The 24,031-nt window shown below is 72.5% G+C and carries 15 protein-coding genes; 2 read left to right on the top strand and 13 right to left on the bottom strand.

What is annotated here, in order from left to right; genetic code table 11:
• Window positions 1-8: 8 nt before the first annotated feature.
• The 12 genes from ABT053_RS14120 to ABT053_RS14065 form a co-directional block, all read right to left on the bottom strand.
• Complete coding sequence (locus tag ABT053_RS14120; RefSeq protein ID WP_350969401.1) at window positions 9-791, bottom strand: electron transfer flavoprotein subunit beta/FixA family protein; 783 nt, start codon at window positions 789-791, stop codon at window positions 9-11.
• Window positions 792-1,171: 380 nt separating this feature from the next.
• The gene (locus ABT053_RS14115; protein ID WP_350969399.1) at window positions 1,172-2,617 is read right to left on the bottom strand and encodes a serine/threonine-protein kinase; all 1,446 of its coding nucleotides are present in this window, start codon (window positions 2,615-2,617) and stop codon (window positions 1,172-1,174) included.
• Between the two features lie 107 nt (window positions 2,618-2,724).
• The gene (locus tag ABT053_RS14110; RefSeq protein WP_350969398.1) at window positions 2,725-4,740 is read right to left on the bottom strand and encodes a serine/threonine-protein kinase; all 2,016 of its coding nucleotides are present in this window, start codon (window positions 4,738-4,740) and stop codon (window positions 2,725-2,727) included.
• On the bottom strand, window positions 4,740-7,142 hold the full coding sequence (locus ABT053_RS14105; RefSeq protein WP_350969396.1) for a serine/threonine-protein kinase: 2,403 nt from the start codon (window positions 7,140-7,142) through the stop codon (window positions 4,740-4,742). Before ABT053_RS14105 ends, ABT053_RS14110 begins: the two co-directional genes overlap by 1 nt.
• 131 nt (window positions 7,143-7,273) lie before the next feature.
• Window positions 7,274-7,822, bottom strand: coding sequence for a YbaK/EbsC family protein (locus tag ABT053_RS14100; protein WP_350969394.1), 549 nt, complete (start codon window positions 7,820-7,822; stop codon window positions 7,274-7,276).
• A gap of 73 nt (window positions 7,823-7,895) precedes the next feature.
• Window positions 7,896-9,539, bottom strand: coding sequence for a flavin monoamine oxidase family protein (locus ABT053_RS14095; protein ID WP_350969393.1), 1,644 nt, complete (start codon window positions 9,537-9,539; stop codon window positions 7,896-7,898).
• A gap of 15 nt (window positions 9,540-9,554) precedes the next feature.
• On the bottom strand, window positions 9,555-10,397 hold the full coding sequence (locus ABT053_RS14090) for a M55 family metallopeptidase (RefSeq protein ID WP_350969391.1): 843 nt from the start codon (window positions 10,395-10,397) through the stop codon (window positions 9,555-9,557).
• Window positions 10,394-11,680 (bottom strand): DUF6395 domain-containing protein, encoded by a 1,287-nt coding sequence (locus ABT053_RS14085; protein WP_350969390.1) that lies wholly within the window; start codon window positions 11,678-11,680, stop codon window positions 10,394-10,396. The genes ABT053_RS14090 and ABT053_RS14085 overlap by 4 nt, the downstream gene beginning before the upstream one ends.
• A complete protein-coding gene (locus ABT053_RS14080) occupies window positions 11,677-12,069 on the bottom strand; it encodes a hypothetical protein (RefSeq protein ID WP_350969388.1) in 393 nt (130 codons plus the stop codon). Before ABT053_RS14080 ends, ABT053_RS14085 begins: the two co-directional genes overlap by 4 nt.
• A gap of 87 nt (window positions 12,070-12,156) precedes the next feature.
• On the bottom strand, window positions 12,157-12,927 hold the full coding sequence (locus ABT053_RS14075) for an enoyl-CoA hydratase/isomerase family protein (RefSeq protein WP_350969387.1): 771 nt from the start codon (window positions 12,925-12,927) through the stop codon (window positions 12,157-12,159).
• A gap of 80 nt (window positions 12,928-13,007) precedes the next feature.
• Window positions 13,008-14,099 (bottom strand): glycosyltransferase family 4 protein, encoded by a 1,092-nt coding sequence (locus tag ABT053_RS14070; protein WP_350969386.1) that lies wholly within the window; start codon window positions 14,097-14,099, stop codon window positions 13,008-13,010.
• Window positions 14,100-14,201: 102 nt separating this feature from the next.
• Window positions 14,202-16,322: an amylo-alpha-1,6-glucosidase gene (locus ABT053_RS14065; RefSeq protein WP_350969385.1), complete on the bottom strand. Its 2,121-nt coding sequence runs from the start codon at window positions 16,320-16,322 to the stop codon at window positions 14,202-14,204.
• 363 nt (window positions 16,323-16,685) lie between these two features.
• On the opposite strand from ABT053_RS14065, the gene ABT053_RS14060 reads away from it, so the two are divergent.
• Window positions 16,686-18,554, top strand: a complete 1,869-nt coding sequence (locus tag ABT053_RS14060) for a flavin monoamine oxidase family protein (protein WP_350969648.1) — start codon at window positions 16,686-16,688, stop codon at window positions 18,552-18,554.
• A 387-nt stretch (window positions 18,555-18,941) separates the two neighbouring features.
• On the opposite strand, the gene glgP is transcribed toward ABT053_RS14060, so the two are convergent.
• Window positions 18,942-21,524 (bottom strand): alpha-glucan family phosphorylase, encoded by a 2,583-nt coding sequence (gene glgP, locus ABT053_RS14055; protein WP_350969384.1) that lies wholly within the window; start codon window positions 21,522-21,524, stop codon window positions 18,942-18,944.
• 352 nt (window positions 21,525-21,876) lie between these two features.
• Between glgP and ABT053_RS14050 the strand changes: the two genes are divergently transcribed.
• Window positions 21,877-24,006, top strand: coding sequence for an alpha-1,4-glucan--maltose-1-phosphate maltosyltransferase (locus tag ABT053_RS14050; RefSeq protein ID WP_350969382.1), 2,130 nt, complete (start codon window positions 21,877-21,879; stop codon window positions 24,004-24,006).
• The last annotated feature ends 25 nt before the right edge of the window (window positions 24,007-24,031 follow it).

Raw genomic sequence — 24,031 nt, 5'->3', positions numbered from 1 at the left:
CCCCGCTCTCAGACGAACTTCTTCGACGCGAGGAAGTCGGCGGCCTTCACGCCACCGTCGCCCTCGTCCTTGACGACCGTGCCCGCCACGCGCGGCGGGGCGACCGCGAAGTCTGCGACCTCGCTCCAGGAGTTGGCCAGGCCCACCTGGGAGGCGTCGATCTCCGCGTCGGCGACGCCGAGCTTCTCGACCGGCTTCTTCTTGGCGGCCATGATGCCCTTGAAGGACGGGTAGCGCGGCTCGTTGATCTTCTCCACGACGGAGACGACGGCGGGCAGCGAGGCCTCGACCCTGTCGTAGCCGTAGTCGGTGACGCGCTGGATGGAGATGGAGCCCTTGCCGGCGATCTCCACGCGGTTGGCGAAGGTGAGCTGCGGCACGCCGAGGCGCTCGGCCAGCATCGCGGCGAGGACCCCGGTGCGGGCGTCCGTCGACTCCGAGCCGAGCACGACCAGATCGAAACCGATCTTCTTGAGGGTCTGTGCCAGGGCGTGGGAGGTGCCGAGGGCGTCCGAGCCGTGCAGCGCGTCGTCCACCAGGTGGACGGCCTTGTCGGCGCCCATGGCCAGGGCCTTGCGGATGGTGTCGCTCGCCTTGGCGGGGCCCATGGTGAGGACGGTCACCTCACCGCCGTGGGCCTCCTTCAGGCGGAGCGCCTCCTCGACCGCGTATTCGCACAGCTCGTTGATGACGCCGTCGGCGGCGTCGCGGTCGAGCGTATTGTCATCGGACTTCAGCTTGCGCTCGGTCGCCGTGTCGGGGACCTGCTTCACGCAGACGACGATGTTCATGGCCGGTGGCCGACCTCCCGTGTTCGCCTGCGCCACCGCGTCGCTGCGGTTGACGCCGGATGCGGTACGTGCACGCGGGGTACGTGCACGCGCTGCCAAGACTGCCAGGTGCCCTGGGGCGCCGCGGCAGCGGGTGGCCCGGTCGGTACGTGCCCGTCCCGGCCCCCCGTCATTATGTTACCCATCAGTAGCTTAGGCGCAAACCACCAGGTTGGGCGGGCCGCGCCGAGCGGCCGTAACCTTCCCCGAGGACCGCCACCCCTACCATACCGAACTATGTTCCGGTATTCGCGCACGGGCTCCACGCCACGCGCACCGGCTCCACGCCACGCGCACGGCCCGGGTCCCGGCCCCGGTCCCGGACCCGGCCACGGCAGGGCTCAGCTGGCCACCAGGATCGCGACCAGGACGAAGACGACGGTGCCCAGCACCAGCGCGAGGGTGAGCGTGCTGAAGAACGTGCTGAGGAGCGCCGCCAGCCCGACGGCCCCGGCCCCGGCCGCCAGGTCGAGGATCATGCGCCCCCGGTTCCGGCGGGCGAACAGGGCGATGCCCGCGTCGACGAGCATCGCCGAGCCGTACCCGGTCAGGAGCAGCAGCGCCACCTCGGGCAGCGGTTCCCTCGCGGTCGCGGCCATCAGGGCGACGAGCAGGCCGGTGCCGACGACCCAGCGGCGGTGCAGGACGGCCCTGCGGCGCTCGCGGGCCTCCTCCGGCGAGGGCCTGCCCGTCGCCGGGCGCCGCTGTCCCGGCCGCCACTCCCGGGTGCCGAGCTCCTGCATCCCGGTGTCCGCGGCGTTCGCCGCGTTCGCCGCGTTCGCGGCGTCCTGGGGCGGCCTGCTCCTCGGCACCTGGACGTCCCGGGACCGGGGTTCCGGGAACAGCGCGGGATCCTGGAACGCCACGGCCTCCGGCGAGCCGGCTCCCGCGAACGGCGGGGGGTCGCGGAACGCGGCCGGCCGGTGCCGCGCGCCCTCGGCCTGGGCGACCTTCCGGGCGGCGGTGTCGGGGCGCTGTCCGGCTGGCCGCGCGACGGGCGTGCCGCCCAGCCGCGACACGATCCGGTCCGCCGACGGCCGGGCCGCGGGATCGCGCAGCAGGCACTCGCCGAGCGTCGGCTCCAGCCATCCGGGAACCCCGTCGAGGCCGGGAGGGTGGTGCACGACGCGGTAGCCGATCGCCGACGCCGGGCCGGTGCCGTAGGGGTGGCGCCCCGTGGACGCGTACGCCAGCGTCGCCCCGAGGGCGAAGACGTCGGCCTCTGGGCCCGCCTCGGCGCCCTCCAGCACCTCGGGCGCCAGGTAGCCGGGGGTGCCGAGCACGGCCCCCGACGCGGTGACCGAGGGCGAGTCGAGCGCGGAGGCGATGCCGAAGTCGATGACGACCGGCTCCCCGTCGGTCAGGATCACGTTGGCGGGCTTGAGGTCGCGGTGCACCACCCCGGCGGCGTGCACGGTGGCCACGGCCTCGGCCAGGCCGCGCGCGAGCCGTACGAGATCGTCGCCGGTGACCGGCCCGTCGGCGGCGACCACCGCGCCGAGCGGGCGGCCCTGGACGTAACGGGTGACCAGATAGGGGCGGGTCCCCTCCAGGGAGGCGTCCAGGATCTCGGCGACCCGCGGGCCCTGGACCAGCCGCATGGTCTCGACCTCGCGGGCCAGCCTGGCCAGGGCCGTCTCGTCGGCCGCGACGTGGGGATGCAGGATCTTGACCGCCACCGTGCGCCCCTGGGGGTCCAGGGCCAGGTGGACCTCGCCGAAACCTCCGGCGCCCAGTCTCGACAGCAGGCGGTAGGGGCCAAGACGTTCACCGTCCGGCGCAACCATGCGACTCCTTCCGGCGGGTCCCCTCCATCGTGCCGCAGAAGAGGGCGATCGCGCACCGGCCGGCGACCGTTAAGGCCCCGCCGCCGGGACCGTTACCTCCGGAACGGCTATCTCCAGAACGTCAGGAACCCGAGGCCGAGGCTCTTCATCAACTCGTCGAAGAGACCGCCGACGAGGTCGAGCACGCCCATCGCGCCCTCGTTCGCCGACTGCCGCCACTGCGCCGTGAGCTTGTCGACGACCTCGGTCGGAGGCTGCCACGGGGAGAAGGACGGGACCACGCTGAACGCCGCCATCACCGCGAAGAACGCCAGCGTGCCCAGCACGATCGTGGTCACCATGCCCGCGCCGGGGCTGCGGATCACCCCGCTCAGCGCGCGGGCGACGGCCTTGCGGGGCTTGCCGCCGCCGGGCAGCACGAACAGCCCGGCCACGAAGGCGCCCGCGGCGTAGGCGGCCGCGAAGTTCTTGTTCATGTCGCCCGCGTAGACGAGGAACCCCCACACGCACATGCCGAACATCGCGGACAGCAACCCGGTGACCAGCGTCCCGAACGCGGACCTGATCAGCGCCCAGGGGGTGCCGAGCACCGCGAGCAGGGGGTCGCTGGCGCTGCTGCCCCGGATGGAGCGCCGCTGGGCCAGGTCCCCGAAGAGGTGCTCGCCCACGCGCAGGCAGAGCGCGGCGGCCAGCGCGAACACGCTCACCACCACGGGCAGCATGCAGGCCAGCGCCACCAGGATCGTGAGCAGCAGCACCGACGCCAGCGGGTGGGCGGCGCGGTAGCGCTCCTGCGGAGGGGTGCGGGGCGCGGGGGCGGGCCGGTCCTGGGCAGGGGCCTCACGCCGCGCCTGGACCGGCGGCGGATAGGGGCGCGCCTGGCCGGTGGGCGGCGGCGCCGGATACCCGGCCACCCGCTGGTCGGCGAAGGGCGGCGGGGCCGCGGCCCTGGCCTGCGCCGAGGGCGGCGCGGGGACGTAGGGCGGCGGCTTGGAGGCCGGGACGTACGGGGGCGGCGGGGCCGTCGCGGCGGACCCCTGGCCCTGCTCCTGCCTGGGCCTGCGCTCACGCCGCTCCGGCTTGGCGTACTCGACCGGCGGGAGCAGGTCGGCGTAACCGCCGTCCTGCGGCAGCGCGCGGGTGCCGTTGCGCGGCGGCGACGACGGCGGGGACTGCGGGGACGGCGGTGACTGCGAGGGAGTGGACCGGGAGGGGGACGTGGGCTGGCCGTCGAGGACCCTGGTGCCGTCGGCGTTGAGGACCTTCGTCCCGCCGTTGTCGAGGACGGAGGTGGGCGGCGTCTCCTGGAAGGCCGTCACCCTCGGGTCGAGGGCGCGGGCCATCCGGTGCAGCTCCGTCGCGGACGGCCGGGCGACAGGGTCGACGGCGAGGGCTCGCCGCAGCCAGCCGCGCAGCCACGCGGGAGCCAGGTCGACGTTGGCCCGGCCCTCCATGATGTTGAAGCAGACGACCTCGAAGCTGCCCGTGCCGAACGGCGGCTTGCCGGTCGCGCCGAAGAAGACCGTCGAGGCCAGCGCGTGCACGTCGGCCGCCTGGGTGATCTCGGAGTCGCGGATGATCTCCGGGGCGAGGTAGCCGGGGGTGCCGACGAACATGCCGGTCTGGGTGAGCCGGGTCGCGTTGACCAGGTGCGCGATGCCGAAGTCGATGACCAGCGGGTCACCGTTGACGATCATCACGTTGGACGGCTTGAAGTCGCGGTGGATGACGTCGGCGGCGTGGATGGCCACCAGCGCCGCGCACATGCCCTGCGCCAGCCGGATGACCTGGTCGGCGGAGAGCGGGCCGTCCTCCAGGACGGTCTCCTCCAGCGTGCGTCCCGGCGCGAACCGGGTCACGATGTAGGGCTGCTTCGCCGTCAGCTCGGCGTCGAGCACCTCGGCGACGTGCTGGCTGCGCACCCGCCGCATGGTCTCCACCTCGCGGGTGAGCCGGTCGCGCGCCTTGAGGTCGGCGGCCACGTGCGGGTGCAGGACCTTCACGGCCACCTCGCGCCCGTCCTCGTCGAGACCGAGGTGGACGACGCCCATGCCGCCCTCGCCGATCTTCCTGAGCAGGCGGTACGGACCCAGCCTCTCGGGCGCCCGCGTGTCCCCGGTCATCACGCCGCCTTCTCTCGTAGGTCTTCCAGTTTCCCCACCACCGTCCCGACGTCGACCGGCGTCCACACCGCCTGCCGTGCCTTCTCTCCCACGGTGCCGATCGCCAGGAAGACCATCAGCGCCGCCGCCACCGCCAGCCCCGCGGCGGCGACGATGGCCGCTCCGCGTGACGGCAGCAGTGATGCCAGCGTACGTCGCATCTGGCGGCTGGGGCCCTCGACGCCGGGTCCGGCGCAGAGGGTCCAGAGCGCGACGGCCACGCCCCAGCTCAGCGCGTTGGTAACCGGCATGCTCCTGACCAGCACCGCGGCGAGCAGGAGCGTCACCGGCAGGCCGAGGACGAGCGCGTACGGGACGAGGGCGACGGTGATGCCGATCGACTTCAGGAGCGCGGCCGGCTGGCCGAGCACCCGGAAGACGTCGGCCGCCGCCTCGCCCGCGGCCCTCCTGGCGTTGAGCGCGGGCTGGGCGATGTCGGCGGCGCGCAGCAGGATCGCCACCGGGATCGCCAGCGCGGCGACGATCACCGGGGCGACGACCGCCGCGCCCGTCATGACGACCAGCATCAGCACGCTCGCCACCCCGTACGCCTTGGAACGCTGCAACGCGTGTCCCGGACGCTGGCCGGGGTGGAGCGCCGACGGCACGGGCTGCTGGGCCTGCGGGGAGTGCTGGGGATGCCGGGCGTGCGGCTGGGGGTGCGGATAGGGGTAGGGGGGCGGGGTGGGGGTGCGGACCTGCGGGGTCCGCTGCTGGTCGAACGCGGCCTGCCGCTGCGGGTAGGGCGGCGGGGGCTGGCCACCGGGCTGCGGTGACCGGCCCTGCTGACCGGAATGGCCCTGCTGGCCCTGCTGACCGTGCTGGCCCTGCTGGCCCTGCTGGCCGTGCTGCCCCTGCTGACCCGGCCGGGCCTGCTGACCCGAACGGCCCGGCTGGCCTTGCTGGCCCTGCTGACCGTGCTGGCCCGGCTGCTCGGTGTACTGGCGGATGTATTCCTGCAGGTCCTGGGGGCGGACCCGCTGGGTGGGGATGTCCCCGTCGGAGACCGGCGCCGTGGCGCCGTCGTCGGCCCGCGCCGCCTGCTGCTCACCGACGGCCGGAGCGGACGGGCCGGGCACGGGGCCCGGGACGGCGCTCGGGGTGCGGGTGGGGACGTCCTCGGGGGCGAGCATGCCGGTGGGCAGGTCGTACGCGGCCTGCTGGGCCGCCGCGGCCTGGCGCAGCTCCTCGGGCGTCACCCTGCGGGTGGGCCACGGGTCGGGCTGCTCCTCGCCGAGCAGCGAGACGTACTCCTGGGGCTGGGCCACGGGGGCCGGGGGCCAGGAGGTGGGCCGCTGGACCGCGGGGCGCGACGCGACCGGGGTCGGCACGTCGCCCGGCTCGTCGGCCGCGGCGCCCTGGCGCCCGGGGACGCGCGGGCCCGGGGCGCCGGGACCGCCATGACCACCGGAGCCACCGGGAACACCGGGGCCACCGGGGCCACCGGGGCCACCGGGAACACCGAAGGCGCCCGAGGACCCCGAAGGGCGGGAGCCGGGGGCGGGGTCGTCGAACTCCGCGACCGTGGTGACCTCGTCGGGCACCCGGGGCCTGCCGGGGCCGGTGCCGGGACGGGGCAGCAGGCGCGCCACCTGCGCCGCCAGGTCGGCGGCGGCGGGCCGCCTCGCCGGGTCGCGCTGGAGCGCGGCCCGCAGGACCGGCTGGAGCGCCTGCGGGACGGCGTCGACGTTCGCCTTGCCCGCGGTGATGTTGTAGAAGATCATCTCCAGCGTGCCCTTGCCGAAGGGCGGCAGGCCGGTGGCGGCGAAGACCAGGGTGCCCGCCCAGGCGTGCACGTCGACCTCGGGCCCGGCCTCGTGCCCCTCGATGATCTCAGGGGCGAGGTAGCCGGGGGTGCCGATGAACATGCCGGTCTGGGTGAGCCGGGTGGCGTCGACGGCCTGCGCGATGCCGAAGTCGATGAGGACCGGCTCGCCGTCCAGGATGAGGACGTTGCCGGGCTTCAGGTCGCGGTGGATCACCCCGACCGAGTGGACGGCGGCCAGCGCCGACGCCACCCCGTGCGCGACCCGCAGCAGCGCGGGCAGCTCCATCGGGCCGTCCTGCTTGATGACCTCGTCCAGCGGCCTGCCCGCGACGTAGCGCGTCACGATGTAGGGGCGGTGGCCGGTCACGTCGGCGTCGAGGACCTCCGCGATGTACTCGCTGCGCACGCGGCGCATCGTCTCGACCTCGCGCGAAAGACGGCGGCGCGCGACGTCGTCGCCCGCCACCTCGGCGCGGAGGACCTTCACCGCCACCTGCCGGCCCTGCGGGTCGACGGCTAGATGGACCACGCCCATACCGCCCTCGCCGAGCCGCCGCAGCAGCCGGTAAGGGCCCAATCGGTCGTCCTGATTCATGGCATGAAGCACCATATCGGCTTAGACCTCGCCCACGAGATGAACCATCGGGCCACATTTTCCGACTGAATAACGTTCACAGAACCCCGACGGTTTCCCGATTCCCGCTCTCACTTAATCTCATTTCCGCCTCAGTTCGCCAGGTGGAGAACCCGCGCGGTTTTCAGCCCGGCCAGCAGCGAGCCGGGCACGGCCAGCTTGGAGCGGCGGACGCCGCTGCCGATCACGACCTCCGGGTGGGCCGCCACCGCCTCGTCGACGAGCACCGGCCAGTCGTCGGGCAGCCCGAGCGGGGTGATCCCGCCGTACTCCATGCCGGTCAGCGCGACCGCGTCGTCCATCGGCGCGAACGAGATCTTCCGCGCGTCCAGGTGGCGCCTGATCACCCCGTTGACGTCGGCCCTCGTGGTGGCGAGCACCATGCATGCCGCGTAGCGGGTCTCCCCCGCGCGCCGGGCCGCCACGATCACGCAGTTGGCCGACTCTCCCATGCCCACGCCGTAGCGCTCGCAGAAGGCCGCCGTGTCGGCCAGCTCCGGATCGATCTCCGCGACGGTGACCCCGCCAGGCCCACTTCCCCCGCCGAGCTCGCCGAGCTCTCCGATGGCCCGCGCCACCGGCTCCGCCAGCAGGTCCGGCCGCCCCGCGGCGCTCGTCCAGTCCAACGTCCCGATCGCCATCGCCGTCTCGCCTCCCTGGGAATTCCTTTGGGGATTCTCTCGCACCGAAGACTTTACGGCGGCGGGGTGACACTCAGGAGGGCGTCTGGAGCACCCGGTGGTGCAGATCGGTGACCGCCCTCCGCGCGGACTCCATGGCACCGGCCTGCCAGGCCGTCAGGTGCGAGAGCCAGTCTCCGGCGAAGTAGACCCGGCCGGCCGGGCGCTGCAGCAGGGCGTAGTCGCTCCCGAAGGAGGGCCAGCTCGCCCAGCCGCCCTCGATGTACGGCTGGCGCCCCCAGGCGATCGAGACGCTGGAGCGCAGCTCGGCGCGGTACTTCTCCCCGTGGATCTTCTTGCCCTGGGTGAGCGCGCGGTTGCGCCGTTCGCGGTGGGAGAGCCCGGTGTAGACGTCGGCGTTCTCCTCGACGTTGTAGTAGCCGACCACCAGGCCGCCGCGGGAGTGGAAGCCGTAGGAGGGGTACCAGATGTGGGTGATGTCCAGGTCCGTCTCGGTGGCGCCGCCGTAGATGCGGTCGTCGATCTCCCACCAGCGTCTCCCGTACTCCAGCCCGATCTTTCCGGCGGGGACGGGCACGGGCGTGCGGAGCGCGGTGGTGACCGGGGTGCCGAGGTCGTGCGGCAGGCGCGCGAACAGGTGGGGAGGCAGGGTCGCGACGCAGTAGTCGGCGCGGACGACGCCGGTCCCGGCGTTGTCCCCGGTGCCGTCCCGGTGCGTGACCTCCACGCCGTCGGGCAGGGTCCTGATCCCGGTGACCGGCGTGCCCGTCCTGATCCGGTCGCGGCCGACCGCGTCGGCGAGCGCGCCGGTGATCGTGTCCATCCCGCCCACCGGCTGGAACATGGGCATGACCTGGTCGTAGCCGAAGTCCATGGTGACGTACCTGCCGGTGCCCGCGGCGAGCACGTCGCGCAACGAGGAGGCCGTGCCCACGGAGACGCCCTCGCCCACCCCGGGGTAGGTCTCGAACCCCCGCCGCCTGGAGTCCCGGCGGTAGGCGAGGTCGGGGCCGAGGTCGCCGAAACGCCGCAGGAACTCCTCCAGCCGCTCGCGGTCGTCCGCGGTGAGACGGCGGTCCAGCGCGCCCGCGTTGCTCGCCTTGGCCAGCAGCTCCCCGACGTAGCCGTACAGGTCCGCGCGGGCCGCGCGCGCCCGTGCCGGGGCGGTCATGCCCCGCGTGTAGACGTACGCGGAGGCGTTGTTGTTGACGAAGATCTCGACGGGGACGCCCAGCTCGCGGCAGTAGTCCATGGTGACCATCCAGGGCGCGATCCGCGCGGCCCCGGCGTTGAAGTAGACGCCCTCCTGGAACCCCGCGGTCTGCGTCTCGCCGCCCAGCTCGTCCAGCCGGTCGCCCGCGCGCAGCGTGAGGTTCCTGCCGCCCACCCGGCCGGACGCCTCCAGCACCGTGCAGTCGTACCCGGCCTTGCCCAGCTCGTAGGCGCAGGTCAGCCCGGCGACGCCCGCGCCGAGGACGACCACCTTGGCCGCTCCCCTGCCGGTGAGGGAGAAGTCGGAGCGCTGCGGGGGTGTGAAGTTCCTGTCCTGGGACTCCGGGGCGAGGCCGAGCGCGCCCATCGCCGCGAACATCGCCCCGGCTCCCCCGGCCGCGCCCACGCCGACCAGCAGCGCCCTGCGCGTCAGGCCCCCGCCCGTGCCGGGCGCGGGCCTGGTACTGACTTCGGCGGCGGGGGGCGGACCCGCCTCGTCACTCATGGGGGGCGTCAAGGGTCAGCCGTACGCGCCGCTGCCGCAGGCGATGTGGCCGCCGATCGTGGCGAAGATCCCCAGCAGGGCCATGATCTGCGAGAAGTCGTCGGTGGTGAACTCCGTGTGCCGCGGGCCCGCCGCCGTCACCCCGGGGATGATCGCGCATCCGGCGGCGATGGCGGTGGAGTTCCACTCGACGCCGAGGGTGAACGGCGGCTCGGGGGCGCAGAGGCGGAAGTCGGCCACCCGGTCGAGCGCGCGGGCCGCGGCCTCGCGGATGCGGGCCCGGGCGACGGCGGGCGGCAGGAGCTCGGCGGCGAACCTGTCGACGCCCTTCTTGACCGCGACGGTCTCCACGTCGCCGAGCAGCTCCCTCGCCTCCTCGCAGACGGCCTCGTCCCCGGTCACCAGGATCACGGGGACGCCGAGCGTCCCGGCGAAGGAGGCGACGAGACGGGTCTCCCCGCAGACCTCGCCGTTGAGGTAGACGTTGTGGATTTCCTTGCCCATCCAGGTGTGGTTGAGCACGCCGTGCTGGACCCCGGCCCGCGCGTGGTATCCGGCGAAGCAGGCCGCCCGGTGGCTCGCGTCGAGCCCCTGCCCCATCCGCAGCGGCTTGCCGGGGCCCCGCAGCAGGGTCGCCCGCTCGTCGAGCAGGTCGATCCTGAGGTTCTTGGTCGAGCCGTGGGCGTCGTTGACGCGCACGGCGGTGGCCCCGGCGTCGAACAGGCCCTCGACGACCGCGTTGGCGTCGCCGGTCATCAGCTCGCAGCCGCGCTCGTAGCCCCGGCCCCCGGCGTGCATCTCCTCGGGGTCGGTCAGCCCGGTGACGCCCTCCATGTCGACCGAGACGTAGACCTTCACGTCATGCCCCAGGTCTCGACGCGGCGCGCCTCTTCCTCGCTCATGAAACCGATCTCCCCGGTCACGAAGTCGTGAACCTGCTTGCGCCACGGTTCGGGGATCTCCGCGACCGCGGGCGGGTAGCAGCGGTCCAGCCAGGCGGTGGACGCCTCGGTCGCCCGGAGGTGCCGCGCCGCCGCGGCGAAGACCGTATCCTCGATGCCGGGCACCCGGGCGCAGCCGTACTCGATCATCTCCTGGCCCCCGTACGGGGGCGGCTGCTGCCACTTGCGGGCGACCGGGCGGCCCGCGGTGATCGTGGTGCGGAGGGGGCGGCGCTCGACGGCGGCCTGGATGAGCTCCTTGTACAGGCACTTGCCGCAGGTCCCGCAGGGGCCGCCCACCCCGCGCAGGCACCAGCGGAGCTGCCCGCGCAGCCCGGAGCCGAGGGCGAGCCGCATCGTGACGGCCTCGCTCACCCCGCCCACCGGGAGCACGATGTGCAGGCCCACGGCGGCGAACGCCCGCCCCCAGGCGCCGTGCGGGGCCCACATCAGGTTGTCGGGCGTGTAGCGGTGGATGTAGCGGGCGCCCCCCAGCCAGCGCGACCCCAGCTCGTAGCCGAAGGCCAGGCCGCCCAGGTCGAGCTCGTCGGCCATCAGCAGCGCGCCCGCGGCGACCGCGTGGTGCTCGGGGTAGCCGGGACGGGGCTCGGCGAGGGTGAACTCCAGGTCGGAGCGGACGACGGTCAGCTCGCGGCCGGTCTTCTCCGCCAGCGAGGCCAGGACGTCGGAGCGGTAGTGGGTCCACCGGTTGGGCACGCGCGGGTGGGAGACCCGCTGGAAGTGCACGAACGGCGCGTCGGGCAGCATCGCGGCCACCGCGACCGAGTCGGCCCCGCCGCTGTAGGAGATCGCCAGCCTGCTCCCGGAGCGCGACCGCGTCCCAGTAGGCCCGGTAGGCCCGGCGGTCCCGGTAGTCCCCGTGGTCCCGGCGTTCCCGGTGGAATCGGTGGGACCGGCCTCGATCCCCCAGCCGTCGCCAATCGCCCCGGCGAGCCCCGGCGAGATCGGCCGGTCGAAGGTGACGCGGCGCCGGGTCCACGGCGCGACCACGGTCCACGCGGTGAGGGCGAGCAGGTCCGGGTGGATGTCACGCGGCGCCCGGGGCAGCTCGACCCTGAAGGTGTTCGTGGCCAGCTTCAGGGCCGCGCCGTCGGCGCAGTGGCCGGTGACGCCGTCCTCGGGGTCCAGCCGGAACTCCAGCCGCCAGGTGCCCCCGTCGGCCGTCCAGGCCACTCTCACGCCGTGTCCTCCATGCCCACAGTGCCCGCAGTGTTCACAATGCCCGCAGTGTTCACAGTGCCCGTCGCGCGCCCGGTGGCGCGGTCCACGGCCTGCCAGAGCAGCACCTCGTTCTGGAGCACCCCGTCCAGCGCGACGGCGGTCTCCTGGGCCAGCCGGTGGGCGTCGTCCCAGCGCCCGGCCCGCGCCGGGTCGAGTTTCACCCCGGCCACCCGCGAGCGGAGCTCGACGACCTCCGCGCGCAGCGCGGTGACCTCCCTGGCCAGCGTCTGGACCTCCCAGAGGGCGTCCTTGACGTCCTGCCGGTGGTCGGCCCTGGAGATGTACCGGGAGTCGAACCAGCCGAGAACCGCCCGCCGCAGCGGGGCGGGCACCAGCGCACGCTTCACCAACCGCACCATAACCCGGCACGATACCGGCAATCATCGATCATCCAGGACCAATCCCCACAAGCTTCATCTACCTCGGCGTACAGGTCAGCGGCCGGTGAACTCGGCCTTCGACCTCTCGGAGAAGGCCCGCATGCCGATCCCCGCGTCGTCGGTGGCGAACAGCCCGGAGAACTGCAGGCGCTCGATCTCCAGGCCGGTGTCGAGGTCGGTCTCCAGGCCGGTGTCCACGGCCTTCTTGGCGGCGCGCAGCGCCAGGGCGGGGCCTCCCGCGAACCGGGCGGCGTACGCGAGGGCCTCGGGGTACACGTCCTCGTCGGGGACGACCCGGTCCACCAGGCCGATGGCCAGCGCCTCGGCGGCGGGCACGTGGCGCCCGGTGAAGATGAGGTCCTTCGCCCTGGCCGGGCCGACCAGCCGGGGCAGCCGCTGGGTGCCGCCCGCCCCGGGGATGATGCCCAGCAGGATCTCGGGCTGGCCCAGCTTGGCCGACTCCCCGGCGATCCTGACGTCCGCGCACAGCGCGAGCTCGCAGCCGCCGCCGAGCGCGTAGCCGGTCACGGCCGCGACGACCGGCTTGCCGATCCTCGCGACGGCGGTGAAGCAGTCCTGCAGGACCCGTGAGTGGGCCGCCATGTCGGCGTACGACATTCCGGCCATCTCCTTGATGTCGGCCCCGGCCGCGAAGACGTTCCCGCCGTAGAGGACCACGGCGTACACGTCGTCGTCGGCGTCCACCTGGCGGGCGCACTCGGCGATCTCCAGCTGGACTTGCCGGTTGAGCGCGTTCATCTTCGGCCGGTCCAGCCTGATCGTCGCGACCCCGTCGGCCGCCTCCACCCGCACGAACTCACCCATGAACGTCCTTCCGCCGGGACCCGCGGGCCGCGCCGCGATCTTCGTTGACCTCCGTGCCGCGAACCACCATAGGGCGCGTCTCAGTTGACGGGCATGGCCAGGTCCCTGCTCTCCCCCGCGTTCCTGCCCGAGTCCTCCCTCGCCCGCCTCGGCAGCCCGGCGATCGTCCTGCGGTAGATCGCCTCGTACCCGCGGGCCATCACCTCCACGCCGAAGAAGCGCTCCACGCGGGAACGGCAGGCACGCGGGTCGAGCGCGTCCGTCGCCTCGATGGCGGCGGGGAGCTCCGAGGGGTCGCTCCGGATGAAGCCGGTGACCCCGTCCACGACCACCTCGGGCACGGCGCCCCTGCCGAGCGCGACCACGGGCGTGCCGCAGGCCATCGCCTCGATCATGACCATGCCGAACGGCTCCTCCCAGACGATCGGGAAGACCAGGCACCTGGCCGCGCCCAGCAGCTCGTGCTTGCGCGCGGTGTCGGCCTCGCCGACGTACTCGGCGTCGGGGCCGAGCCGGGGCCTGACGTACTCGTCGAAGTAGTCGTACTCGATCTTCTCGGTGAGCTTCCCGGCGAGCAGGATGCGCCGTCCCGCGGCGCGGGCGGCGTCGATGGCCAGGTGGGCGCCCTTGTCCTCGTTGAACCGGCCCAGCCACAGCGCCCAGTCCTCCTTGCGCTCCCGGAACGGGAAGGCCGTGACGTCGACCGCGTTGTGGACCACCCCCGCCCAGTTCAGGTCGGGGGCGATGCGCCGCTGGGCCTCGGAGATGGCGACCATCGACACGGCGCCGCCGAGCACCCGGTAGTACTCGCCGAACTCGCCCCCCACCTCCCCGTGGCAGGTGATCACCGTCGGGACAGCCTGCGCGGCCGCGGTCAGCGGACCGGCCAGGGTGTGGTCGTGGATCACGTCCACCACGAGCTTCGAGGTCATCGCGTACGCCTTGGCGGCGTGCAGGACCTCGGGCATCGGCTCGCCGATCCGCTCCGAGGGCGCCCGCCCGTAGGTGCTCAGGAAGCGCGCGGAGGTCCCCGCCCGGCCGGCCCCGATCAGCGTGATGTCGTGCCCGCGCCGGGTCAGCCCGGCGACGAGGCCGGCCACCATCGACTCGATGCCCCCGTAGCCCTGGGGCGGCACGTCGTACCAGGGCGGCGCGACCATCAGGATGCGCATGCCCTCCGACCATCCTGGGACGTTTCTCGACGAGACCATGGCCACCTCACTACGAAGACGAATACGCGGAACCTGGAACCTTGAAAGACACGGAGAAAGCGGTCAGTGGACCCGCCGGAGGGCGGCGGTCAGCGGGCTGCGCGGCTCGTTGATCAGGGTGATCCCCTCGGGCAGCCCGGTCACGGTGGCGCCGTCCTGGCCGACCTCGATCGTGACCCGGGAGCCCGCGAGCGGCAGCCCCTGGATCCGCAGGCCCTCCAGCCCGACGGGATCCAGCCACACCCGCCCGTACGGGATCCACGGCTCGAAGCGCAGCAGGCTCCTGACCAGCTGGATGGGGCTCGCCGCGGCCCACGCCTGCGGGGAGCAGGAGGTGGGGTAGGGCACCGGCCAGGTGAACTCGGCCCGGTCGAACCCGCAGAACAGCTCGGGCAGCCGCCAGCCGAAGACCTCGGCCGCGTCCAGCAGGCCGAAGGCGACCCGCTGGGCCTCGCCCGTGAAGCCGTAGCGCGTCAGCCCGGCCGCGACCAGGGCGTTGTCGTGCGGCCAGACCGAGCCGTTGTGGTAGCTCATCGGGTTGTAGGCGCCCATGGTGGAGGCGAGGGTCCGCACCCCGTACCCGGTGAACATCTCCGGCGAGAGCAGCCGCTCGGCGACGTGGGAGGCCCGGTCCTCGTCGACGATGCCGGTCCACAGGCAGTGGCCCATGTTGGAGGCGAGGCTGTCGATCGCGCGCCCGGCGCCGTCGAGGCCGATGGCGTAGTAGCCCCGGTCCGGCAGCCAGAAGCGCTCGTTGAAGGCGTCCCTGAGGCGTTCCGCGCGGGCCTTCCACTGCTCCTCCAGGGCACTGTCGCCCGCCTCGTGGGCGAAGTGGGCGCGGGCGATGTAGGCGGCGTAGACGTAGCCCTGGACCTCGGCCAGCGCGATGGGCGGGCTGGCGATGGTGCCGTCGGCGAAGTTGACGCCGTCGAAGGAGTCCTTCCAGCCCTGGTTGATCAGCCCGTGGTCGGTCTTGCGCCGGTAGGACAGGAACGGGTCCGCGGACCTGCGGATCCAGTCGAGGGCCGCGTCGACGTTCGGCATGAGGCTCTCGACGGCCTCCCCGTACACGCCCCACCGGCGCAGCTCGCCCATGACCATCACGAACAGCGGGGTCGAGTCCACCGAGCCGTAGTAGGCGCGGCCCGCGTGCGGCGAGGCGCCGGTCTGCGTGCCGAAACGGAGCTCGTGCAGGATCTTGCCCGGCTCCTCCTCGGTCAGCGGGTCGTCGACGGTGCCCTGCAGCCTGGCCAGGCGCATGAGGGTGCCCAGCGCCAGGCACTGGTCCATCTGGAGGGCCATCCAGGAGGTCAGCAGCGAGTCACGGCCGAACAGGGTCATGAACCACGGCGCGCCCGCGGCGATCGTCGGCGCCTCGTCCGGTTTGCCGGCCTCGAAGAGCCGCAGCGCGCCGAGGTCCTCCTTGGAGCGCTCCAGGACCTGGGCCAGGACGCGGTCGGAGGTGACGATGATCGGGCTGAGGCGTTCCCAGTCGGCGCGGCGCCTGGCGGGCTCGGCGTGCTCCAGCGGGTGGTGGGTGGAGAACCACGCGGGCGACTCCTCGCCCTCCAGGATCGGGTTGACCTGCAGGCTCGCGGTCCACTCGCCCCGCGCGGGCACGACGACGCGGAAGATGAGCATGCCGGGCACGGCGAACGGCGCGGGCTCGGCCACCACCCTGGTGCCGCGCGAGCGGCAGGCCGAGACGATCAGCAGTCCCGTCCTGTCGGACGTCATCTCGACGTCGCTCACGTGCCGGATCCGGCCGGCCTTCACCTCGAACAGGTCGGCCATGTCGGAGGCGACGTGGATGTCGACCACGCATCCGGCGGGCTCGCTCCCCAGGTTGCGCAGGGTGAGGTCCTCGCGCAGGCCGCCCCCGACGTAGCGGTCCCTGATCACGAGCAGGCTGCTCTCGGCCCGCCCGGGGCGGGGGGCCGCCTTGCTGAGGAACGTGGCGTGGTACGGCTCGGCGGGGAGGACCCTGAGGTCCTCCACGGGCGTCTCGTCCACCCTCAGCTCCCAGCGCGACAGGATCCGGGTGTCCGCGTGGTAGACCCCCTGCGCCCCGCCGGGGAGGATGTCGCCGTTGCGGGCGCACACGCAGAAGGAGCCGCCCTCGACCAGCGTGACCGTGGTGTCCCCCAGCGCGCCCGGCTGGCCCTCGAACGTCCAAGCGTCCACTGTTCTCTCCAGGGTGTACGAGGTGTCGGCTATGTAGCCATTCCCGCCACATACAAGAAAGAACTATGCAAAAGACGTATATTGTCGCGTTTTGCCATATAAGAGGGACTTTGCCCGAGTCGGCCTGACACCCGCGTCCGGGGCGGCCCACCGGCGGGCCCGCGCCACCTCGCTCCCACCTCGCGCCGGCCTCACACCCCCTCGCGACCTTCGCGCGCACCCTGTGACAAAAGCCGCGAAAGACAGGTCCCGCGTGGCCGCTTGGCGCCACAACCGGAAAGACCCTGGCATGCCTGCACTTGAACCGATAGTAGTCATTCAATTACTTACGGTGACTACGAAAGGGAGGATCTTGTGCCAGACATGAACCGGCGGGGGTTCGCCAAACTGGCGGGGCTGGGCGCCGTGGGAGCGGTCGGCTCGGCCGTCGACCCGGCGGTCGCGGCGGCGGTCTCGCTCACGGACCCGGCCCCCGCGCGCACCGGGCGGGCGCCGCGCGACGCGAGGCGCTGGGACACCTGCACCCGGGTGGCCCGGGACCTGCTGCTCGTCGGCGAGAACGGCTCGGACCTCAAGCTCGAATACCTCAAGGTGCTGATCGACGACGGCCTGCCCAGGACCCGCTCCCCCAAGAAGATCCTCGTCGTCGGCGCCGGGATCGCCGGGCTGGTGGCCGCGACGCTGCTGAAGCGGGCCGGGCACCGGGTCACCGTCATCGAGGCCAACGGCAACCGGATCGGCGGCCGGATCAAGACCTTCCGGACCGGTTTCGCCGACCGGTCGCAGTACGCCGAGGCCGGGGCGATGCGCATCCCCGACTTCCACCCGCTCACGCTGGCGCTCATCGACAAGCTCGGCATCCCCCGGCGCCTGTTCTACAACGTCGACGTGCGGCCCGGCGACGCGGCGACCGGCCCCGTCCCGCCCGTCGTCTACACCCCGCGCCGCGGCCCCGCCTGGCGCTCCGGCCCGTCCCGGGGGGAGTTCACCGCGCCGGAGCGGGCGAACCGCACCCTGATCCGGGTCAACGGCATCACCCAGCGCCGCGACGAGTACGCCCGGGACCCGCGCGAGATCAACGCCTCGTTCGGGCTGCGGGACGGCAGGACCGCGGGCAGGATCCTGGACGACGCGCTCGACCCGGTCAGGGACTACTTCTCCGTCGTCCGCGGCTCGACGCGGGTCGACAAGCCGCTGCCGGAGCTGATCGAGGGCTGGGCCCGCGTCCTGTACGACTTCGACGACCACTCCATGAACCGCTTCCTGCGGGAGCACGCCCGGCTGAGCGACGCGGCGATCGACGCCATCGGCACCCTGGAGAACCTGACCTCCCGGCTGCCGCTGTCGTTCATGCACACCTTCCTGACCCGGAGCCTGGTCAACCCGTCGGCGACCTACTGGGAGATGGAGGGGGGCAGCCGGGAGCTGCCGTACCGGCTGGCGCCGGGGCTGCGCGGCGACATCCGGATGGACCGGCGGGCCGTGCGGATCCAGCACACCGCGCGGGGCGTGCGCGTCGAGACGGTCACCGAGACGGGCAGCACCGAGTCCGACTCCAGGCCGCAGGGCAGGGGCGAGACGTTCGAGGGAGACCTCGCGATCATCACGATCCCGTTCTCCGCGCTGCGGCACGTGGAGATCGCCCCGGCCCTGCCGTACCCGAAGCGGCGCGCGGTGATCGAGCTGCACTACGACTCCGCGACCAAGGTGCTGCTGGAGTTCCGCAGGCGCTGGTGGGAGTTCGACGAGCGTGACTGGAGGCGGGAGCTCGGCCCCCGCTACCGCCCGGGGCCCGCGGCCCACGTGACGGGCGGCGGGTCGGTCACCGACAACGCCAACCGGTTCGTCTACTTCCCCTCCCACCCGGTGCGCGGCAGCGAGGGCGGCGTCGTGCTGGCCAGCTACGCGTGGGCCGACGACGCCACCCGCTGGGACTCCATGGACGACGACGAGCGCTACGGCTACGCGCTGCGCGGGCTGCAGGAGGTGCACGGGGAGCGCATAGCCGACTTCTACACCGGCCACGGCATGACCCAGAGCTGGCTGCGCAACCGCTACGCCTTCGGCGAGGCCGCCGTCTTCACGCCGGGCCAGATGACCGAGATCCACCCCGCCATCGCCGCCCCCGTGGGACGGCTGCACTTCGCGGGCGAGCACACCTCGCTCAAGCACTCCTGGATCGAGGGCGCCCTGGAGTCGGCGGTCCGCACCGCCCTGGAGGCCAACGCCTGACCCTTCGCCCCTCCGCCACGGGGGTGTCTCTCCGGAGCCGACGAGGACTTCCCCTCCGCGGCCGTCCTCGCCCCTTCGCCACGGGGGTCTCTCCGCGTGGCCCGCGGCACCGACCTCCGCGGGCCACGCGCCACCGGGCCGCCGCATGGTCAGGCGCACTCCGGGGTCACGGCGCCGGGAACCTTTCTCGGGCGCCAGGGATCGAGTGCTCAACCCTACCCACCGCACCACGCGGCGTGGCGGTACGTGGACACTTCCGGACTCACCGGTGTGGTGACGTCTCGCTTCGCGGACTCGCGGTAACGCGAGGACCCCCGTGCCCCCACCGGAAACCGGGAGGGGCGCGGGGGTCCGGCCGTCCGGCGCGGGCGCCGGACGGTCACGCGGTCAGCGCAGGGTGCCGTTGGTCATGCCGACGGGCTCCTCGGGCACCGCGACCAGGCCGAGCTCCGAGGTCGACGCCACCAGCGGGTGGTCGGGGACGACCCGGACGGTGTAGCCGAAGGGCCCGGTGCGGTCGAGGGGGATGGTCCCGGAGAAGACGGCCCTGCCGTCGTCGCCCTCGGACTCGACGGTGAGGTCGGCGTAGGAGGGGGCGGCCAGGTCGTCGTGGTCGCCGACCCGGCCGTAGGCCGCCTGGACCCGGATGTCCCCGGGCTCCAGCTCGCCGAGGGCGATGGTGGCCTTCAGCTCCAGGGAGGTCCCGAGCTCCGGGGTGCTGTCGCCCAGGCCCGAGGCCTCGACGTGCTCGACCCGCACGCCCGGCCAGGCCCTGCCGACCTTGAGCTTCCATGCCGCGAAGCTCCTGGCCTGCTCGTACCCCTCCCCGGAGAGGGCGCGGGCGGACTTCGCCGCCGGGGCGTAGAGGTCGACCACGTAGTCGCGGAGCATCCGCCCGGCGAGCACCTTGGGGCCGAGCGAGGTGAGGGTGTGCCTCACCATCTCCAGCCAGCGCCGGGGCAGCCCGTCGGCCCGGTCGTAGAACCGGTCGGCCACCTCGTGCTCGATCAGGTCGTACAGCGCGGCGGCCTCCAGCTCGTCGCGGCGGTCGGGGTCGGCGACGCCGTCGGCGGTGGGGATGGCCCAGCCGTTGGTGCCGTCGTACCACTCGTCCCACCAGCCGTCGCGGATGGACAGGTTGAGCCCGCCGTTGAGGGCGGCCTTCATCCCGGACGTGCCGCACGCCTCCAGCGGGCGCAGCGGGTTGTTCATCCACACGTCGCAGCCCTGGACGAGCAGCTGGCCCAGGGCCATGTCGTAGTCGGGCAGGAAGACGATGCGGTGCCGCACGTCCTCGGAGTCGGCGAACTTCACGATCTGCTGGATGAGCTTCTTGCCGCCCTCGTCGGCCGGGTGGGCCTTGCCCGCGATCACGATCTGCACCGGCCTGGCGGGGTCGAGCAGCAGCGCGCGGAGCCGGTCGGGGTCGGACAGCATCAGGGTGAGCCGCTTGTACGAGGGCACCCGGCGGGCGAAGCCGATGGTGAGCACCTCGGGGTCGAGGGCGTCGTCGATCCAGCCGAGCTCGGCCTGCGAGGCACCCCGGTTGATCCACGACTGGCGGAGCCGCGCGCGGGCCGCGACGACCAGCTTCTCGCGCAGCCGTCCCCGGATGCCCCAGACGTCGCCGTCGGAGATCTTGCCGATGCTCTCCCAGCCCTGGGCGCGGTCGACCAGGGTGGGCAGCTCCCGGCCGGCCAGCTCCATGATCTCCCGGCCGACCCAGGTGGGGGCGTGCACACCGTTGGTGATGAACCCGATCGGGATCTCCTCGGTGTCGAACCCCGGCCACAGGCTCTGGAACATCCCCCGGCTCACGGCGCCGTGCAGCTCGGAGACGCCGTTGACCCGCTGGGCGAGCCGCATGCCCATCGCGGCCATGTTGAACTTGCCCGGCTCCTCCTCGGCGCCGAGCGCGAGGATGCGGTCGACGGGGACCGTCGGCCAGGCGTTCTCGCCGCCGAACTGGCGGCCGATCATCTCAGCCGGGAAGCGGTCGATCCCGGCGGGGACGGGGGTGTGCGTGGTGAAGACGGTCCCGGCCCGCACCGCCTCCAGGGCCTCGTCGAAGGAGAGCCTGGCCTCGGTGAGCTCGCGGATGCGCTCCAGGCCGAGGAAGCCCGCGTGGCCCTCGTTGGTGTGGAACACCTCGGGCTCGGCGTGCCCGGTGACCCGGCAGTAGGCGCGGATGGCGCGGACGCCGCCGACGCCGAGCAGCAGCTCCTGGAGCAGCCGGTGGTCGCCGCCGCCGCCGTACAGGCGGTCGGTGACGTCGCGGGCGGCGGCGTCGTTCTCGGCCACGTCGGAGTCGAGCAGCAGCAGCGGCACCCTGCCGACCTGGAGCACCCAGACCTGGGCGTGCAGGGTCCGGTGCTCGGGAAGGCTGATCTTGATGCGGACCGGGGTGCCGTCCTCCTCCCGCAGGAGGGTGAGCGGCAGGCCGCCGGGGTCGAGGGAGGGGTAGTGCTCCAGCTGCCAGCCCTCGGGCGAGAGGGACTGGGTGAAGTAGCCGTGGCGGTACAGCAGGCCGACGGCGAGGATGGGCACGCCGAGGTCGCTCGCGGCCTTGAGGTGGTCGCCGGCGAGGATACCGAGCCCGCCCGAGTACTGCGGCAGCGCCGCGGCGATACCGTACTCCGGGGAGAAGTAGGCGATGGCCTTGGGCGCGTCGGCCATGGTCTGGTACCACCGGGGGGCGGTCATGTACTCGCGGAGATCGTCGGCGGCGTCGGCGAGCCGCCTCAGGAAGCGGCGGTCGGCGGCCAGCTCACGGAGCCGGGCGGCCTCGACGGCGCCCAGCAGCGCGACGGGGTCGTACCCGACGCGCCCCCAGATGGCCGGATCGACCTCGCCGAACAGGTCCAGTGTCTCCGGGTGCCATGACCAGCGCAGATTGAGGACGAGCTCGCCGAGGGAGGCCAGCTCCGGCGGCAGGACGGTGCGGACGGTGAACCTGCGGATAGCTCTCACGGTGCCAGACCCTAGTTACTCAGCGCCACGAGGGCGACCCAAACACTCACGCGTCTCCCTCTCACCGCTATCAATCCACCCCAAACACATCAAAGACAGGTGATCGACTGTTAGGGCAACTCGCGGAAGAGTAAGAGGTGCCGCACTCTATCCAGCGGGACGCATGAAGCTGGACTATTGGGGCACCGGAGATACGAGCCGGAACACACTGCCCTCGGGATCCGACCGTCCCATCAGGGCGGGCTTCGGCCTGCCCCGAGACCGGCCGCCCGGGGTTGCTTGAAAAAACGAAGATCCTTCCTTGCTGACTTCCCCGGCGGTACCGGGCGTGCCGCCGCTACCTTGAGACGCGATGATCGGACGAATCCCAATCCAGGACATCCACCCCACGGTCGACTGCGGGCGCCGCCCCGCCAAGGCCGCCGCGGGTGAGACCTTCGAGATCTCCGCGACCGTGTTCCGCGAGGGACACGACGCGGTCGCGGCAGGGGTCGTGTTCACCGGCCCCGGCGGCGTGCGCGGCCCCCTGCTGCCCATGGGCGAGCTCGCCCCGGGCACCGACCGGTGGGGCGTGGAGGTGACGCTGCCCACCGAGGGTGAGTGGCGGTTCCGGGTGGAGGCGTGGAGTGATCCCGTGGCCACCTGGCTGCACGACGCGGGCATCAAGATCCCGCGCGACCTGGACGCCGACCTGATGTGCGAGGAGGGCGCCCGGCTCTTCGACCGCGCGGCGAGGGCGGTGCGGGCCGCCGACTGCGGGCCGGCCGGTCCCGCCGGCGGCACGGCCGCGACCGGCAGGCCGGTGAGCGGCAAGACCCCCGCGGCTCGGGCGGCCAGGCGTCCCAAGGTGGCGCAGCAGCACGTCTGCGGACACCGGGCCGCGCTCCAGGCGGTCGCGGCGAGGCTGCGCGACCCCGAGATCGACCCGCGCGCCCGGTTCACCGTGGCCCAGCTGCCGGAGACGGCGGCGATGCTGCGCGCCCACCCGCTGCGCGACCTGGTGACGAGGTCGGCCCCGCGCACGGTCCTGGTGCACCGCCGCAGGGCGCTGTTCGGGTCGTGGTACGAGTTCTTCCCCCGCTCCGAGGGCGCGATCATCGAGCAGGGCGTCGCCCCCAAGTCCGGGACCTTCCAGACCGCCGCCAAGCGGCTCCCGGCCGTGGCGAAGATGGGCTTCGACGTCGTCTACCTGCCGCCGATCCACCCGATCGGGCACAGTTTCCGCAAGGGGCGCAACAACACCCTCACCCCCGAGCCGTACGATCCCGGATCCCCCTGGGCGATCGGCTCCGAGGAGGGCGGCCACGACGCCATCCACCCCGACCTGGGCACCTTCGAGGACTTCGACGCCTTCGTGGCCCAGACCCGCGAGCTGGGCATGGAGGTCGCCATCGACTTCGCCCTGCAGTGCGCGCCCGACCACCCGTGGGTCAAGGAGCACCCCGAGTGGTTCAACATCCGCGCCGACGGCTCGATCGCGTACGCGGAGAACCCGCCGAAGAAGTACCAGGACATCTACCCGCTGAACTTCGACAGGGACCCCAAGGGGATCTACGAGGAGATCAGGCGGGTCGTGCGGCTCTGGATGGACCACGGGGTCCGGATCTTCCGGGTCGACAACCCGCACACCAAGCCGGTGGCCTTCTGGGAGAAGCTGCTGGCCGACGTGCACACCACCGACCCTGACGTATTGTTCCTGGCGGAGGCCTTCACCCGCCCCGCGATGATGCGGACGCTGGCCAAGGTCGGCTTCCACCAGTCGTACACGTACTACACGTGGAAGAACTCCCGCCCGGACGTCGAGGACTATCTGGGCGAGCTCTCCCACGAGACGTCGCACTACATGCGGCCCAACGTGTTCGTCAATACTCCGGACATTCTCCACGAATACCTTCAACACGGGGGAGTCCCGGCATTTTATATCAGAGCAGTACTCGCGGCCACGGCGATGCCGACGTGGGGCGTGTACGCCGGATATGAACTTGCAGAGAATGTCCCGGTTAGACCGGGTAGCGAAGAATACCTTGATAGCGAGAAATATCAGTACAAACCCCGCAATTGGGTAGAGGCAGAGCGAGAAGGTCGTAGCCTTGCCCCGTTCATCACACAACTCAATTTGTTCCGAAGAGCACACCCGGCACTCCAGGAACTGCGTAATCTACGGTTTCACAGCGTCAACAACCCGGATGTGATCTGCTTCTCCAAGCGGTTGCCCGGCGCCTACGACACGGCCACACGACGGCACGGCCTGGGCGACGTTGTCCTGGTCGTCGTGAACCTGGATCCGCACAACACCCATGAGGCGACGGTGTCGCTGGACATGCCCGCCCTCGGTCTCGACTGGCAAGCCGAGTTCGTCGTGGACGACGAACTGTCGGGCGAGTCGTATCGCTGGCGGCAGGACAACTACGTGCGTCTCGATCCCCACATCCACCCAGCGCACGTCTTCACTCTGCGTGCCGCGGCGGCGAACCAGCGGTGAGCCGGCCGGGTACGCCTATACCGGC

Source organism: Streptosporangium sp. NPDC002524 (assembly GCF_040295985.1).
In the GTDB taxonomy this organism is placed as follows: domain Bacteria; phylum Actinomycetota; class Actinomycetes; order Streptosporangiales; family Streptosporangiaceae; genus Streptosporangium.
This window is presented reverse-complemented; position numbering and strand designations above follow the sequence as displayed.